This is a genomic window from Pseudomonas sp. D3-27 (genome assembly GCF_051132165.1).
In the GTDB taxonomy this organism is placed as follows: Bacteria; Pseudomonadota; Gammaproteobacteria; order Pseudomonadales; family Pseudomonadaceae; genus Aquipseudomonas.
In genome coordinates, this window is record NZ_CP071667.1 from 3,500,180 (window position 1) to 3,516,740 (window position 16,561).

Annotated in this window: 13 protein-coding genes; 5 read left to right on the top strand and 8 right to left on the bottom strand. The window is 63.2% G+C overall.

Translation table 11 applies throughout. The features are described from left to right. Positions 1–26 precede the first annotated feature (26 nt). The 4 genes from nuoM to J3P92_RS15730 all read left to right on the top strand — a co-directional run bounded on the left by nuoM (position 27) and on the right by J3P92_RS15730 (position 5,073). Positions 27–1,559 (top strand): NADH-quinone oxidoreductase subunit M, encoded by a 1,533-nt coding sequence (gene nuoM, locus J3P92_RS15715; RefSeq protein WP_434648153.1) that lies wholly within the window; start codon positions 27–29, stop codon positions 1,557–1,559. 7 nt (positions 1,560–1,566) lie between these two features. After that, positions 1,567–3,030, top strand: coding sequence for an NADH-quinone oxidoreductase subunit NuoN (nuoN, locus tag J3P92_RS15720; protein ID WP_186609337.1), 1,464 nt, complete (start codon positions 1,567–1,569; stop codon positions 3,028–3,030). A gap of 254 nt (positions 3,031–3,284) precedes the next feature. Beyond that, a complete protein-coding gene (locus J3P92_RS15725; RefSeq protein ID WP_434648155.1) occupies positions 3,285–4,394 on the top strand; it encodes an NAD(P)/FAD-dependent oxidoreductase in 1,110 nt (369 codons plus the stop codon). Positions 4,395–4,596: 202 nt separating this feature from the next. Next, a complete protein-coding gene (locus J3P92_RS15730; RefSeq protein WP_420765859.1) occupies positions 4,597–5,073 on the top strand; it encodes a hemerythrin domain-containing protein in 477 nt (158 codons plus the stop codon). A gap of 51 nt (positions 5,074–5,124) precedes the next feature. On the opposite strand, the gene J3P92_RS15735 is transcribed toward J3P92_RS15730, so the two are convergent. The 7 genes from J3P92_RS15735 to J3P92_RS15765 form a co-directional block, all read right to left on the bottom strand. Beyond that, positions 5,125–6,003 (bottom strand): LysR family transcriptional regulator, encoded by an 879-nt coding sequence (locus tag J3P92_RS15735; RefSeq protein ID WP_434648158.1) that lies wholly within the window; start codon positions 6,001–6,003, stop codon positions 5,125–5,127. 238 nt (positions 6,004–6,241) lie between these two features. Beyond that, the gene (gene ycaC / locus J3P92_RS15740) at positions 6,242–6,871 is read right to left on the bottom strand and encodes an isochorismate family cysteine hydrolase YcaC (protein ID WP_014337664.1); all 630 of its coding nucleotides are present in this window, start codon (positions 6,869–6,871) and stop codon (positions 6,242–6,244) included. A gap of 143 nt (positions 6,872–7,014) precedes the next feature. Continuing rightward, the gene (locus J3P92_RS15745; RefSeq protein ID WP_434564125.1) at positions 7,015–8,853 is read right to left on the bottom strand and encodes an amidohydrolase; all 1,839 of its coding nucleotides are present in this window, start codon (positions 8,851–8,853) and stop codon (positions 7,015–7,017) included. A 118-nt stretch (positions 8,854–8,971) separates the two neighbouring features. Further along, the gene (locus J3P92_RS15750) at positions 8,972–9,610 is read right to left on the bottom strand and encodes an antibiotic biosynthesis monooxygenase (RefSeq protein WP_434606563.1); all 639 of its coding nucleotides are present in this window, start codon (positions 9,608–9,610) and stop codon (positions 8,972–8,974) included. Further along, the gene (locus J3P92_RS15755; protein WP_434648160.1) at positions 9,603–10,016 is read right to left on the bottom strand and encodes a DoxX family protein; all 414 of its coding nucleotides are present in this window, start codon (positions 10,014–10,016) and stop codon (positions 9,603–9,605) included. The genes J3P92_RS15750 and J3P92_RS15755 overlap by 8 nt, the downstream gene beginning before the upstream one ends. Next, entirely contained in the window at positions 10,013–10,960 is a 948-nt protein-coding gene (locus J3P92_RS15760) for a LysR family transcriptional regulator (protein WP_434559605.1), read from the bottom strand. Before J3P92_RS15760 ends, J3P92_RS15755 begins: the two co-directional genes overlap by 4 nt. Positions 10,961–11,089: 129 nt before the next feature. Beyond that, a complete protein-coding gene (locus tag J3P92_RS15765) occupies positions 11,090–11,911 on the bottom strand; it encodes an alpha/beta fold hydrolase (RefSeq protein ID WP_434559607.1) in 822 nt (273 codons plus the stop codon). A gap of 245 nt (positions 11,912–12,156) precedes the next feature. Here J3P92_RS15765 and J3P92_RS15770 point away from each other — a divergent pair, with 245 nt between their 5' ends. Next, positions 12,157–14,967, top strand: a complete 2,811-nt coding sequence (locus J3P92_RS15770; RefSeq protein ID WP_434648162.1) for an ATP-binding protein — start codon at positions 12,157–12,159, stop codon at positions 14,965–14,967. On the opposite strand, the gene J3P92_RS15775 is transcribed toward J3P92_RS15770, so the two are convergent. Beyond that, on the bottom strand, positions 14,914–16,398 hold the full coding sequence (locus J3P92_RS15775; protein WP_434648165.1) for an ATP-binding protein: 1,485 nt from the start codon (positions 16,396–16,398) through the stop codon (positions 14,914–14,916). The two genes, J3P92_RS15770 and J3P92_RS15775, sit on opposite strands and share 54 nt — an antisense overlap. Between the last annotated feature and the right edge of the window lie 163 nt (positions 16,399–16,561).

The window sequence follows — 16,561 nt, forward strand, 5'->3', positions numbered from 1 at the left end:
AACTTGCGAAAGGAAACGAGCCCGTCATGATTCTGCCCTGGCTAATCCTGATCCCCTTCATCGGCGGCCTGCTGTGCTGGATGGCGGAGCGTTCCAGCTCTACCCTCCCGCGCTGGATTGCGCTGCTGACCATGTCCCTGGAACTCGCGCTCGGCCTCTGGCTGTGGGCGACCGGCGACTATTCATTCGCACCGGCCCCTGGCGCCGATCCGACCTGGGCACTTGAATTCAAGCACGCCTGGATCGAGCGCTTCGGCATCAGCGTGCACCTGGCCCTCGACGGCCTGTCGCTGCTGATGATCCTGCTGACCGGCTTGCTGGGTATTCTCTCGGTGCTCTGCTCCTGGAAAGAGATTCAGCGTCACGTCGGTTTCTTCCACCTGAACCTGATGTGGATCCTGGGCGGTGTCGTCGGCGTGTTCCTGGCGCTGGACCTGTTCATGTTCTTCTTCTTCTGGGAAATGATGCTGGTGCCGATGTATTTCCTCATCGCGCTCTGGGGTCACAGTTCTTCGGACGGCAAGAAGACCCGGATCTACGCAGCGACCAAGTTCTTCATCTTCACCCAGGCTTCCGGCCTGATCATGTTGGTGGCGATCCTTGGCCTGGTTCTGGTGAACTTCAATAACACTGGCGTGATTACTTTCAACTACGCCGACCTGTTGAAAGTGCAGATGTCCAAGACCACCGAGTACGTGCTGATGCTGGGCTTCTTCATCGCCTTCGCGGTGAAGCTGCCGGTGGTGCCATTCCACTCCTGGCTGCCCGACGCCCACGCCCAGGCGCCGACGGCCGGTTCCGTGGACCTGGCCGGTATCTTGTTGAAGACAGCGGCTTACGGCCTGCTGCGCTTTGCCTTGCCGCTGTTCCCGAACGCCTCGGCCGAGTTTGCGCCGATCGCCATGACCCTTGGCCTGATCGGTATTTTCTACGGTGCGTTCCTGGCCTTCGCCCAGACCGACATCAAGCGCCTGATCGCGTTCTCCAGCGTTTCGCACATGGGCTTCGTGCTGATCGGGATCTACTCCGGTAGCCAGTTGGCCCTGCAAGGCGCGGTGATCCAGATGCTGGCCCACGGCCTGTCGGCTGCGGCGCTGTTTATCCTCAGCGGCCAGTTGTACGAGCGCCTGCATACCCGGGACATGCGTGAAATGGGCGGCATCTGGTCGCGCATCGCCTACCTGCCGGCCATCAGCCTGTTCTTCGCAGCCGCTTCCCTGGGCCTGCCAGGCACCGGCAACTTCGTCGGCGAGTTCCTGATCCTGATCGGCTCGTTCGTCAGCGCGCCATGGATCACCGCGATTGCCACGTCCGGCCTGGTGTTCGGTTCGGTCTACTCGCTGATCATGATCCACCGCGCCTACTTCGGTCCGGCCAAGTCCGATGAAGTGCTGCGCGGCATGGACGGTCGCGAACTGATCATGGTGCTTGGCCTTGCGGTGCTGCTGGTTTACCTCGGCGTCTATCCGCAGCCATTCCTCGACACTTCCGCCGCCACGATGCATGGCGTGCAGCAGTGGCTCGGCACCGCCTTCTCTCAACTCGCTTCGGCCCGGTAAGAGCGCTATGGAATTCACGATTCAACACTTTATCGCGCTTGCGCCGCTGTTGATCACCAGCGCCACGATCATCGTGGTGATGCTGGCGATCGCCTGGCGCCGCAATCACGCACAAACCTTCCTGCTGTCGGTGGCGGGGCTGAACCTGGCCCTGCTGTCGATCCTGCCGGCCCTGAAAGTCGCGCCCCTGGCGGTCACGCCACTGATACAGATCGACAGCTTCGCCTGCCTGTATATGGCGCTGATCCTGGTCGCCACCCTCGCCTGCGTCACCCTCGCCCACGCCTATCTGGGTGATGGGGGTTCGGGTTACCCGGGCAACCGCGAAGAACTGTACCTGCTGATCCTGATGGCCGCCGCCGGTGGCCTGGTCCTGGTCAGCGCACAGCACCTGGCGAGCCTGTTCATCGGCCTGGAACTGCTGTCGGTGCCGGTCTATGGCCTGGTGGCCTACGCCTTCTTCAACAAGCGCTCCCTGGAAGCCGGCATCAAGTACATGGTGTTGTCGGCCGCCGGTTCCGCGTTCCTGTTGTTCGGCATGGCCCTGCTTTACGCTGAAGCCGGCACCCTGAGCTTCGTCGGTATCGGCCAGGCCCTGGCGGCCACCGGCCTGCCTAGCCCGATCGCTCAACTGGGCCTGGGCATGATGCTGATCGGCCTGGCGTTCAAGCTGTCGCTGGTTCCGTTCCACCTCTGGACCCCGGACGTCTACGAAGGCGCCCCGGCGCCCGTGGCGGCGTTCCTCGCCACCGCATCGAAGGTGGCGGTGTTCGCGGTCATGGTGCGTCTGTTCCAGATCTCGCCAGTGGCCAGCAGCGGCGTGTTGAGTAACGTGCTGACCATCATCGCCATCGCGTCGATCCTGTTCGGTAACCTGCTGGCGCTGACTCAGAGCAACCTCAAGCGTCTGCTGGGTTACTCGTCCATCGCCCACTTCGGCTACCTGCTGATCGCTCTGATCGCCAGCAAGGGCCTGGCCGTGGAAGCCATCGGCGTATACCTGGTCACCTACGTGATCACCAGCCTCGGCGCTTTCGGCGTGATCACTCTGATGTCCTCGCCGTACAACGGCCGCGACGCCGATGCCCTGTACGAATACCGTGGCCTGTTCTGGCGCCGTCCGTACCTGACCGCCGTGCTGACCGTGATGATGCTGTCCCTGGCCGGCATCCCGCTGACCGCCGGCTTCATCGGCAAGTTCTACATCATTGCCACCGGCGTCGAGGCTCACCAATGGTGGCTGGTCGGCTCCCTGGTGCTGGGCAGTGCCATCGGCGTGTTCTACTACCTGCGCGTCATGGTCACCCTGTACCTGATGGAACCGAACCTGCGTCGCCACGATGCCGAGTTGCACTGGGAACAAAAGGCAGGCGGCGTCATGCTGCTGGCCATCGCCGTATTGGCGTTCTTCCTGGGTGTGTACCCGCAGCCGTTGCTGACCCTGGTTCAGCAGGCTGGTCTGACCGGCTGATAGCTGAAGCGTCATCGATGACAAAATGCCCGTATCGTGAGATGCGGGCATTTTTTTTGGGATGCAAGTTTGAATTTGCGAGAACCGTGGCGGGGGAGCTTGCTCCCGCTCGATTCTGTAGGAGCTGGCTCCTACACCGCTCCTACACAGCGTCTACCGGCGCAGCCCAGCGGGAGCAAGCTCTCTGTCACAGCTGCACTCCCGCAGAAGGGACTATGCTCAAGCGCTATCGTGCCTTTGAAGGAGATCCAGCGTTGAATGTGGATATAGATTGCATGGTCGTCGGCGCAGGCGTCGTCGGCCTGGCCGTGGCGCGGGAGATGGCGCAGGCCGGGCATGAAGTGCTGGTGATCGAAGCAGGCGATGCCATCGGCGCGGGTATCAGCTCGCGCAATTCGGAAGTGATCCATGCCGGGCTGTATTACCCGCCCGGCAGCCTCAAGGCGCAGCTGTGTGTCGAAGGCCGGCGACGGCTGTATGACTACTGCGCCAGCCACGGCGTCCAGACTCGCCGGCTCGGCAAACTGATCGTGGCGAAGGATCAGGCACAACTGGCCGAGTTTGAAAAGCTTCTGGCGCGCGGCCTGCTCAACGGCGTGGACGACCTGCGCCTGCTCGATAAAAAGCAGGCACAGGCGCTGGAGCCGGAGCTGTCCTGTGTTGGCGCGCTGTACTCGCCCTCTACCGGTATCGTCGACGCCCACGCCTTGATGTTGGCATTGCAGGGGGATGCCGAGGCGGCGGGCGCCAACGTGGTGTTTCGCACGCCCTTGCTAGAGGCTCGTGTTGTCGACGAGGGCTTCAGCCTGACATTGGGCGGCACGGCGCAGATGACGTTGTCGTGCCGCCGCCTGATCAACGCCGCCGGCCTCCAGGCCCCTGCCCTCGCCCGCCGGATCGAGGGTCTGGACCGGCAGTGGATTCCCGATGGTTACCTGTGCAAGGGCAACTACTTCCAACTGGCCGGGCGGGCACCATTCCGCCATTTGGTCTATCCGGCGCCAGAAGCCGCTGGCCTGGGCATTCATATGACGCTCGATCTGGCGGGCCAGGCGCGTTTCGGTCCTGACACCGAATGGGTCGAAGCAGAAGACTACCGAGTGGATCCGGCCCGGGCCGAAGCGTTCTACCAGGCCATTCGAAACTACTGGCCGGGCTTGCCCGACCGGAGCCTGCAACCCGCCTACAGCGGCATTCGCCCGAAAATCTCCGCCCCGGGGGAACCGGCCCGGGACTTTCTTATCAGCGCTGAAACCGAGCACAAGGTGCCGGGGCTGATCAACCTGTTCGGTATCGAATCCCCGGGGCTGACGTCCTGCCTGGCACTGGCGGAACGGGTCAGGCAATCGATCGACAACGGCTGACGGCCTTGGCAGCGCAAAGTGCAACGCGTTTTGATGGTGACTCTTGCAGCCTGCACGATAGCGAAACTGGCAAAAAAGATAAGCCACTGATTTTTAAGTAATTAATAAAGCGGCTCGGCTGGCACGACGGATGCACCTGTCATGTTACGTGGCGTCGGCGCTCGAAGCCGGCCCGCATCCGTGAATGACCGAGGAGCAGCACATGAACGCCATCGACCTGTTGAAAGCCGACCATGAACGCGTCAAAGCCATTCTCACTCAATTGAGTGAGTCCACTGATCGCGCGGTCAAGAAACGCACCGAGCTACTGGCGAAGCTGGAAATGGAAGTCACCATCCACACCCGCCTGGAAGAAGAAATCCTGTACCCGGCCTTCAAGCAGGAAGGCGGCAAGGAAGAAGCCGAGATGTATTACGAAGCCAAGGAAGAGCACCGCACCGTCGATTCGCTGGTGCTGCCCGACCTGAAAGCCACCGACCCTTCCCAGCCTGAATTCGCGGGCCGCGTCAAAGTGGTGAAAGAGCTGCTGGAGCACCACATCGAGGAAGAAGAGAAAGAAATGTTCCCTCAAGCCAAGAAGGTGCTGGGCAAGGCCAAGCTGGACGCCTTGGGCGAGCAGATGGAAACCATGAAAGCGCAGTACAAGAAAGAACTGAGCAGCGCCAACCTCGCCGCTTGATCCATGGCCGCGAACGCTTCAACCACCGATCGGGTTGAAGCGTCGCGGCCTTCATATCATCTGCTCGCGCAAGAATTCCACCAGCGCCTGCACCGGTCGCGAAGCCTGGCGATGTTGCGGATAGACCGCCGACAGCGTCAACGGCTCGGTTTCAAACCCCTCCAGCACCTTGACCAGGCGACCATCCTTTAGCGCATCGCCGAGGATGAAGGTTGGCAGATACGTGATCCCCATCCCGGCAATCGCCGCGTCCCTGAGCAGGTCGCCGTTATTGGCCCGCATCCGACCCACCACTTCCAGGACCAGCGGCTTGCCATGCCCCTCGAAACGCCACTGCACCTGACGGCTGTGTCCATAAGGCAAACAGTCGTGATTGCGCAGGTCTTCGGGTCGTATGGGTGTGCCTTTGTCTGACAGATAAGCCGGGCTGGCGCAGTACACCCGTTCGATGCTCGCGATGCGCCGGGCGATCAGCGTTGAATCCTCCAGCACGCCGATCCTCAGTGCCAGGTCATAGCCTTCCCCCAAAAGGTCAACCGAGCGGTCGCTCAGGTCCACCTCGACGCTGACATCCCGGTAGCGTTGCAAGAACAGCGGCAGCAGGCTGCCCAGGTGCGCCACGGCGAATGACAACGGCGCGCTGAGCCGAATGGTCCCACGCGGCTCGCTGGTCTGGCCGCTGATACCCTGCTCCACTTGCTCGACTTCGCTGAGCAGGCGCAACGCCGCTTCGTAGTAGCGCTGGCCGAGCGGCGTGACATCCAGCCGACGGGTCGAGCGATTGAGCAGGCGCACCCCCAGGCGTTGCTCCAGCTCCATGAGCTTGCGGCTGACGAATTGCTTGGACAGCCCGAGCTTGTCCGCTGCGGCGGTGAAACTGCCCGACTCCATGACCTGGGCAAAGATGCGCATCTCTTCGAAGGGGTTCATTGTCATTCCGTGGGTGGACAGTCAGGGGGATGAGTTGGGCATTGTGGTCTTGGTGAGTCTGATTGCCTAGCTGTTGAATGTGCCGCCGCCATCGCGAGCAAGCTCGCTCCCACAATGTTCGAGTCGTCACAAAACCTGTGGGAGCGAGCTTGCTCGCGATGGCGGTGGGTCAGCTGCAAGGCTCTGATGCCGGGCACAAAAACGCCCGCAAAAGCGGGCGTCGTCAAGCATGGACAGCTTACTTGGCCGTCAGTGCCGAGTAGCTGTTCATCAGGTTGCGGTAGTTCGGAATGCGCTGGGACAGCAGGTTGCCCAGGCCTTCGATGTCGTTGCGCCAGTCGCGGTGCAGCTCACAGGCCACCGAGAACCAGTTCATCATCTGCGCGCCAGCAGCAGTCATGCGTACCCAGGCGGCTTGTTGCACGGTTTCGTTGAAGGTACCCGAAGCGTCGGTGACGACAAACACGTCGAAGCCTTCGGCCAGCGCCGACAGGGTGGGGAACGCCACGCAGACATCCGTGACCACGCCGGCGATGATCAGTTGCTTGCGGCCGGTGGCCTTGATCGCCTTGACGAAGTCTTCGTTGTCCCAGGCATTGATCTGACCTGGACGGGGGATGTACGGCGCGTCCGGGAACATTTCCTTGAGTTCCGGCACGATCGGGCCGTTGGGGCCTTGTTCGAAGCTGGTGGTCAGGATGGTCGGCAGTTCAAAGAACTTCGCCAGGTCGGCCAAGGCCAACACGTTGTTCTTGAACTCGTTGGGCGAGAAGTCCTGGACCAGGGAAATCAGACCGGTCTGGTGATCGACCAGCAGGACGACCGCGTCGTCTTTGTTCAGACGGTTGTAGGCGGGAACGTTGCTCATGGGGTGACTCCTTTGGGATGGATGTTACGAAACCTTGTGGGAGCGAGCTTGCTCGCGATGGCGGAGTGTCAGGCGGCGGCGATGTTGAATGTTGCGCCGCCATCGCGAGCAAGCTCGCTCCCACAGGAGAAAAGTGTTGTTACTTAGAAGGCAAAGCACGAACAGCCAAACGCGCCCCAGAAACCCTGGAAGTCGCTGACCGGGACGTTCGACAGGCGCGCCCGCTCGTGGCTATGGGAATGCACCGTGCAAGGACCGCTGCACTGGTGGACTTGCGCCTGCAAGGGCGATGTCGGGCGCCAGTGGCCCGGGACCTTGACCACCGGCGACCAGTCCGGCAACACCGGGACGCTCGCTGGGCCAAGTTTCTCGAAATCGCCAGCCCCGTAGACCACCTTGCCGTCCACCACCGTCAGCACCGATTCGATCCACTTGATGGCTTCTTCCTCGACGCTGAAGAAATCCGCGCTCAGGGCCGCCAGGTCCGCCAGTTGGCCGACCTTGATCTGGCCTTTCTTGCCCTGCTCCGACGAGAACCAGGCACTGCCGTGGGTAAACAGCTCCAGCGCGGTCAGGCGCGGCAACCCTTCTTCATGCAATGACAGGCCGCCGACGGTGCGGCCGCTGACCATCCAGTACAACGAGGTCCACGGGTTGTAGCTGGAGACGCGAGTGGCGTCGGTGCCAGCGCCCACCGGCACGCCTTCGGCGAGCATCCGCTTGATCGGCGGTGTGGCTTCGGCGGCTTTGGCGCCGTAGCGATCGACAAAATATTCACCCTGGAAAGCCATGCGGTCCTGGATTGCGATACCGCCGCCCAGCGCCCGCACGCGTTCGATGTTCTTCGGCGTGATGGTCTCGGCGTGGTCGAAGAACCACGGCAGGCCGTTGAACGGAATGTCGCGGTTGACCTTCTCGAACACGTCGAGCATGCGGCTGATGGATTCGTCGTAGGTCGCGTGCAGGCGGAATGGCCAGCGCTGTTCCACCAGGTGACGCACCACTGGCTCCAGGTCCTGTTCCATGCCCGGCGGCAGGTCTGGGCGCGGTTCAAGGAAGTCTTCGAAGTCTGCCGCAGAGAACACCAGCATTTCGCCGGCGCCGTTGTGCCGCAAAAAGTCATCGCCCTGGTGCAGCTTGACGCTGCCGGTCCAGTTCTTGAAGTCGGTGAGTTCTTCCTTGGGCTTCTGGGTGAACAGGTTGTAGGCGATGCGCACCGTCAACTGTTGCTCGCGGGCCAACTGCTCGATGACTTCGTAGTCGTCCGGGTAGTTCTGGTAGCCGCCGCCGGCGTCGATGGCGCTGGTCAGGCCCAGGCGATTGAGCTCGCGCATGAACTGGCGCGTGGAGTTGACTTGGTACTCCAGCGGCAGTTTCGGCCCTTTCGCCAGCGTCGAGTAAAGGATCATCGCGTTGGGGCGCGCCACCAGCATGCCGGTGGGTTCCCCCCTGCTGTCACGCACGATCTCGCCGCCCGGCGGGTTCGGCGTGTCACGGGTGTAGCCGGCCACGCGCAGCGCGGCGCGGTTGAGCAAGGCACGATCGTAGAGGTGCAACACGAACACGGGCGTATCGGGAGCGGCCTGGTTGAGTTCTTCCAGGGTCGGCATGCGTTTTTCGGCGAACTGGAATTCGTTCCAGCCGCCCACCACTCGGACCCATTGCGGGGTCGGCGTGCGATCAGCCTGGTCCTTGAGCATGCGCAAGGCATCGGCCAACGAGGGCACACCTTCCCAGCGCAGCTCCAGGTTGTAGTTCAAGCCACCACGGATCAGGTGCAGGTGCGAATCGTTGAGGCCGGGGATGACGGTGCGGCCCTTGAGGTCGATGACCTGGGTGCCGCTGCCACGCAGGGCCATGGCCTCGGCGTCGGTGCCCACGGCGACGAAGCGGCCCTGGCTGATGGCAACCGCGCTGGCGCGAGGCTTCTCACGGTCGACGGTGTGGAATTGGCCATTGAACAGAATCAGATCGGCGTTCATCGGGTTTCCTTGTGAATGGGAAGAAGCAAGGGACAGGCGCGGCCAGAAAGCGGCGGCGGCGCTGAGCAAGGATCCGGCGGCAAGCAACTGGCGGCGCAGTGGATCGGTTGGGTCGTCGTTATTGGCCATGGCCGGGCTCCAGGTGTTCGTGGGTTTTGGAGGATTCCAACCAGGGCGCGAACAACCGGGTCGCCAACGGCATGCACACGTACACCACCGAGAGCACGATGGTCACGGTGATAAGAAACGTGGCGACCACGTAGTTGGACAGAAATGCGTTGAGCTGCAGCAGCGGGCCCCAGAGCAACGGCACCAGCAAGGTGTGCGGCAGGATGACCAGCAGCGTCACCACCGATTGCTTCCAGCGCGGTGGCGGCGTGGCGGCATCGGCCAGCGGGGCGAACCAGAATTCCTTATGGGAACCGACCTCGATCTTGTCGCCGTCGGCCAAGAGTGGCGCTGCCTCGGCCACCAATTCACGACGCTCGGAGGAATCCAGCCAGCGTTGCATGGCCTCGGTGGAGCGAAAACGCAGCACGCAGGTAAACAACGACAGTCCGTCCTGCTTGCCCCGCACAACGTCGACGCCCAAATGGCCCGGCCACTGGCCGGCCACGGTGACGATGCGCCGCAACCAGGCCTCATAGGCATCGTTCTGCCCGGCTTTGATCCGGTGCTTGACCACCAGGGTGACGATTTCATCGAAACCGGGTACCGCCGGGCTCGCGGTGGATCCGAGGGTTTGGGACTCAGGCATGACGCAGCACTCCAGCAAAGCGCGCGTTCATCGCCAAACGTCCAGGGCCGGCAATGAACACGCTGGTAAATATGATCAACAGCAACCAGCCGAACTGGCCTTCTTCCAGGCTCCACTGCGGATGCACGACCAGCAGCGCCACGGCCAGCAGGAACAGGATGGGCAGGCACGCCAACCGCACCAGCACGCCGGCCATGATCAGCAAGGGACACAGCACCTCGGCAAAAATCGCCAAGACCAGCGTGGTCGCCGCGCCGAGGTGGAACGGGTCTTCGATGCGGGTCAGCTCGGCGCTGTAATTCAGCAATTTCGGCAAGCCATGCACCCATAACAGGAACAGCGCGCCGCTCAGGCGCAGCAACAGCAGGCCAAGGTCCTGCAAGCGGCTTTCGTCAGTGGTATTCATCGGTGGGCTCCGGCCGGGTCCGTTGAAGCGGCGGCCGGCAGCGGTTGGGACATGTGGGCCGCAATGCGCGAGCGCAGCCAGCGCTCGGCGGGGTCGTTGTCATGCACGCCGCTCCAGACCATCGACAACTCGGCGGCATTGATTTCGAACGGCGGATCTTCGGCGCGTAACGCGCACCCTTCCACCAGTGCGCAGGCGGCATAGTCCGGCACGGTGGCGATCAGCTCGGTGCCGGCCAGCAAGGCGCGCAGCCCGCTGAATTGCGGCACCGCCAGCACGACCTTGCGCGCCCGGCCGATGCGGGCCAGGTCCAGGTCGATGTTGCCGCTCAGGTCGCCGGAGAACGAAACCATCGCATGGGGCCGCGAGCAATATTCGTCCAGGGTCAACGGACCCGGGCGCTTGTCGCCACGCAAGACCTTGCAAGGAATGTCCCGCAGTTTCTTGCGCTTGGCGTTAGCAGGGAGATCGGTGGTGTAGCTGACGCCGACGCTGATCTCACCGCTGGCCAGCAGCGACGACATCAGCAGGAAATTGGCCCGGCGCACCACCACGATGATGCCCGGTGCTTCCTCGCGCAGTTGGCTCAGCAAGGGTGGAAACAGGCCGAATTCGGCATCGTCGGACAGACCGATGCGAAACACATCGCAACTGGTGGACGGGTCGAACGCCTTGGCCCGGCTGACCGCACCGGAAATCGTGTCCATGGCCGGCTGCAATTCCTGCAGGATCGCCAGGGCCCGAGGCGTCGGTTCCATGCCCCGGCCATGACGGATCAGCAGCGGGTCATCGAACAGATCCCGCAGCCGCCCAAGCGCCGCGCTCACCGCCGGCTGGCCCATGAACAGTTTTTCGGCAACGCGGGTCAGGTTCTTCTCGAACATCAGCGCCTCGAAGATCACTAGCAGGTTCATGTCGAGACGGCGTAGATCATTGCGGTTCATGGGTGTTGTTCCTGTTTTAACTGTGGGAGCGAGCCTGCTCGCGAAGAGGCCGGCACGGCAAATATCGATGCAAGCTGAGCCACCGCCTTCGCGAGCAGGCTCGCTCCCACAGGTCTTAGCTTGCTTGCGTCAGCCCTGGATGAACGCCAACAGGTCCGCGTTCAAGCGGTCCTTATGGGTATCGGTCAGGCCGTGGGGCGCGCCCGGGTAAACCAGCAGCTGCGAGTTCTTGAGCAATTTGGCGGCCGCGATGCCGGCGGTTTCGATCGGCACGACTTGGTCGTCATCGCCATGGACCACCAGGGTCGGCACGTCGATGTTGCGCAGGTCGTCGGAAAGATCGGTCTCCGAGAACGCCTTGATGCAGTCGTAGGTGTTCTTGTGGCCGGCGAGCATGCCTTGCATCCAGAACCAGTCGATCATGCCTTGGGAGACCTTGGCGCCCGGACGGTTGGCGCCGAAAAACGCGCTGGCTACATCCTTGTATAGCTGAGAACGGTCGGCCAGGGAGGCCTGGCGGAAACCGTCGAAGACTTCGACAGGCAAGCCACCGGGGTTGGCCGCGGTCCTGAGCATCAGCGGCGTGACAGCCGAGATCAGGCCGAGCTTGGCGACGCGGGCGGCGCCGTGACGGCCGATGTAGCGGGCCACTTCGCCACCGCCGGTGGAGAAGCCGAGCAACACGGCATTCTTCAGGTCCAGGCGTTCGATCAGCTCCGCCAGGTCGTCGGCGTAAGTGTCCATGTCATTGCCGTCCCACGGCTGGCTGGAACGCCCATGACCGCGACGGTCGTGGGCAATCACCCGGTAGCCATTGGACGCCAGGAACATCATCTGCGCCTCCCAACTGTCGGAGTTCAACGGCCAGCCGTGACTGAAGACCACCGGTTGACCAGTACCCCAATCCTTGTAGTAGATCTCCGTGCCGTCGCGGGTGATGAATGTGCTCATGACATGACTCCTTGAGGTGGGTGGATTGCTCCATGGTCCGGTCAGGGGGTGTATGTGCGTGAGTTAAACGTTGTTAATTTTTTCGGGACGGTGGTGTTAAAAGCCCCAATGAAGATTGCTTTTGTAGGGGGGATTTGTATCTGTCGATGGCTCTGGATAAGGCTGTTCACCGTTGCGCTTGTCACAAAACCTGACGAATATGCTCAGGTACAGCCATCTCCAGGGAACAGAACAATGAGCTCGCCATGAGCCAGTACCTCAGCCTGCCCGTCGAAAAGACGCTGCATTTCGGCCCTTACCGGGTTCATCCCCGCCAGCGCCTGGTGCTGGAGGGCGGGCAGCCGTTGCGCCTGGGTCGGCGCGCGGTGGAGATTCTGTTGGTGTTGCTCGAACACGCAGGCCAAGTGGTGAGCAAGCAGCAACTGATCGCCCGTGTCTGGCCCAAGAGCGTGGTGGAAGACACCAACCTTCGGGTTCACGTGGCGGCGCTGCGCAAGGCGTTGGGCGATGGACAGGCAGGCCAGCGCTACATCGTCACCGTGGCGCAGCGCGGCTACAGCTTCGTCGCGCCGGTGACTTTCGAGTCGCCCGAGCCACTGGCACGTATCCCCCACCCTGCCCTGGCGCGCAACCTGCCGCCGCGCCGAACCCGGGTGATCGGGCGCCAGGGGCTGGTGGAAAGCCTGGTCGCCCAGTTGCCGCGAAAACGCTTCATCACCCTGGTCGGCAGCGGCGGCATCGGCAAGACCACCGTCGCGTTGCGGGTCGCCGAGCGGCTGATCGGCCATTACCGCGACGGCGCGTATCTGCTGGACCTCGGCTCGCTCAATGACCCTTCCATGATCGCGCCCAACCTCTGCGCCCTGTTGGAGCTGTCGCCACAAGACGGCGAGCCCTTGGAAGCCGTCGTCCGGCCCCTGAAGGAACGGCATCTGCTGCTGGTGATCGATACTTGCGAACATCTGGTCGACGCCGTGGCCCTGCTCTGCGAGACGCTGCTGCGCGCCGCACCGCACTTGCATATCCTGGCCACCAGCCGCGAAGGCCTGCGCGCCGAAGGCGAACATGTGCAGCGCCTCGATTCACTGGCGATCCCACCCCGGGGGATGGTCATCGAAGGTTATCCGGCCCTGGAATATCCAGCGCTGCAACTGTTTGCTGAACGTGCGATGGCCAGCCAGGACGACTTCGAGCTGACCGACCATGAGGTGCCGCTGATCGTCGACATCTGCCAGCGCCTGGACGGCATTCCCCTGGCCATCGAACTGGCCGCTGCCCAGGTCGGGCACTTTGGGCTGGAGCAGTTGTGCCGGCAACTGCGAGACAGCGTCGCACTGCTCGACCATGACAAGCGCGCCAGCGCACCGCGACAACAGACCCTGCGCGCCACGCTGGACTGGAGCTTCGCGCTGCTCACTGCCTGCGAGCAGACCTGCCTGCGGCGCCTGGCGGTGTTCATGGGCAGTTTCAACCTCGCCTCGGCGGCGGCCGTCATCGTCGGCCAGCATGTCGCGCCCGACCAGGTGCTGGTATCGGTCAGCCAGTTGGTCGCCAAGTCGCTGCTCAACGTGGAGATCGGTGACGACGAGGTGCGCTACCGCCTGCTGGACACCACGCGCAGCTACGCGTTGGAAAAACTGCTGGAGACAGGCGAACTGGCCGCGAGCCAGGCGCGACACGCCGAACGTTGCCTGACGTTGATGGAACAGGCTGAAAAAGATTGGGAAACCACCCCGACGCAGCTTTGGATCGCGCGCTACGCGTCCTACCGAGACGACATCCGTGCGGCGTTGGACCGGGGGCTGGCTGCCCACGGCTCCCACGCCGTGGCGATCCGCTTGACGGCCCGTAGCCTGCCCCTCTGGCAGGAGCTGTCGCTGCTCAAGGAACATGGCCTTTACGTGAGCAAAGCCCGGGCCCTGCTGCACGGCACCGCCTCGCCATGCCCCAGGTTGACCCTTGCGCTGGAACTGGCCCACGCCAGTCTCAACTACCACACCGAGGGCGGCACGCCGGCCACGGTCGAGGCGTTCGTCACGGCCCGGCGCCTGGCCCGGCAGTGCCACGACCTGGCCGGTGAGCTGCGGGCCGTGTCCGGCCACATGGCCGTCAACCTCAGTTGCGGCCGCTACCAACAGGCGCTGGAACAATGCCAGGACTTCGACCGGCTGGGCCCCCCGGGCGACCCGGTGCTGTCCCTGAGCACCCAGCGCCTGCGGGTGCTGGCGTTGCATTTCATTGGCGACCAGGGCGCGGCGCGGCGCGATGCCGAACAGGTCATCCAGCGCCTGGCCCAGAACGGCCATCTGGGCCGCTTCACCCACGGTTTTGGCGTGCAGTACGAACAGAGCGTGGCGGCGCTGACAATCCTGGCGCGCATCCTCTGGCTGCAAGGGTTCGCCGATAAAGCCCGGCGCACCGCCAATCTCGCGCTGCAGATTGCCCTGCAGATCAATCACGGTCTTTCGATTTGCTACACGCTGGTGATCAGCGGTTGCTTGATCGCCCATTACACCGGTGAACATTCAATCGCACGGGAACGGCTCGGCATGTTGAAACACCAGGCCCGGAAGCATTCGGTGATGTTGTTCCATGAGTGGGCCTGCCAGTACGAGAACGCGTTCGATGGAGCGTCCCTGGAGGCCTGCCCGACCAAGAGCGGCTTGATGCAGGACATCGTCGTGACGCTGCGGGCGGATGCCGTGGGACCGGGGCAGATCGAACGCGCCCACAGCGGCGCCGCAGGCTGGTGCTGCGCCGAGATCCTGCGAGCCAGCGCCGAAGCCCTGTTGGCGCAGGATGACCCATCGGCCGAAAAACAAGCCGAAGAGCAACTGCTCGCCGCCCTGGCCGTCGCCCGGCAGCAAGGCGCGCTGGCGTGGGAATTGCGCAGCGCCTTTTCCCTGGCGCGGCTGTGGCAACGGCGTGGCCAGGATGAGGCCGCCGCGGATCTGCTGCGCCCCGTCTATCGGCGTTTCAATGAGGGCTTCGACACGCCCGACCTAAAGCAAGCCGACGCGCTGCTGCGTACGCTGGATGGGCACCTCGGGTCTTGACCGGGTTTGCCACGCCTGTTGCAGTGCGTAACGCCGATGCCAAAGCGGCCACTGCCCACTGTGACGCAGTTTCTCCAAAGCATAGGCGCGGGTGGTGCGCAGCAGATGGAAACGCGTCCCTTCGGCGCGTTGCTCAACCATCACCAATGATTGGATGACCAACCGCGACAACAACCAGGGCAATCGTCCCGCTTCCACTTCAGGGCAGCTGATCACCGCCAGGGCGGTCTTGAGGCTGAACCGTTCTTCGAACACCGCCAGGCGTTGGAACACCGTTCGCTCATCGTGGCTCAAGCGCTCGAAGCTCCAATCCAGGGCAGCTTCCAGGCTACGGTGGCGAGGCACGGCGGTTCGACGTCCGTGGCTCAGCAGCGACAGACCATGGTCCAACTGCTCCAGGACCCCGGCCACGCCCAGCACATTGACTTGGGCCGCTGCCAGTTCCAGGGCAAGCGGCAACCCGTCGAGGCGCCGGCAGATCTGCGCAAGGGCCGCCAGGTCGCGTTCTCCCGGCTGGAAACCCTGCTGGCGGGCGCCGACTCGCTCGACCAGCAACTGCACCGCCGGGCACCCCAGTACATAATCGGACTCATCGGCCGACGCCATCCCCAGACCGGACAGTTGCACGACATTTTCGTCGGCCAGGTTGAGGATTTCCCGACTGCTCACCAACAGTGATACGCCAGGCGCCCCTGCGCGCAACGTCAAGGCCAATTCCCGGCAGGTATCGATCAGTTGTTCACAACCGTCGAGCACCAGCAGTATCCGACGGGCTTGCAGCTGCTGGGCCAGGCAACCGTCCGCCAGGCCCAGGGCATGCTTAATCCGCAGCGCAACCTGCGCCGGGTCGCCGATGCCGGCCAGGTCGATAAACCAGGCGCCATCGGCAAAGTGCTCCAGTAACAGTTCCGCCACCCGCAACGCCACGGTGGTCTTGCCGATGCCACCCGGGCCGGTGACGGTGGTGAGGGATTGGCGCGGCACTTCCACCAACAGCCGGCCCAGGATTTTGTCGCGACCGATTACCGGGCTCAGCCGGGCGGGCAGATTGTGCCGTTCGGAGGGCTCCGCGCTCGATGACTCGCCCACGGATTCCAGGGTCAGGGGCACCGCAAAGCAGTAGCCCTGGCGAGGATGATTGAGGATGTAGCGATTGCCTTCGCGCGTCTCGCCGAAGGCCCGTCGCAGCGCGGCGATGTGCACCCGCAGATTGATGTCTTCGACCACGCTGTCGGGCCAGACCTGGTCGATCAGCGCTTGCTTGCTGACGAAAGCGCCGGCGTGCGCGACCAGTATCTGCAGGATGTCGAGGGCGCGACCGCCCAATGCCAGAGGTTGACCTTCGCGAGAGACCAGCCGCTGCTGTCGGTGAAAGACGAACGGGCCAAAGCACACCGTTGGCCCGGTGCAGGGTTTGACGAAACTGTTCATGAGCGATCCAGCGCCAGATGACCGGTCCAGGCATGTCGTTGCGAAGCGCCGCACGCGTCTGCCCTGGCTCTCGCGCATCCTTTCCAGAGGGTTCGCGGTAATCTTGGCAGCCCTGCGCCCGATAACAATGCTGGCACAGGCCCCATCACGGACATCACGGTGC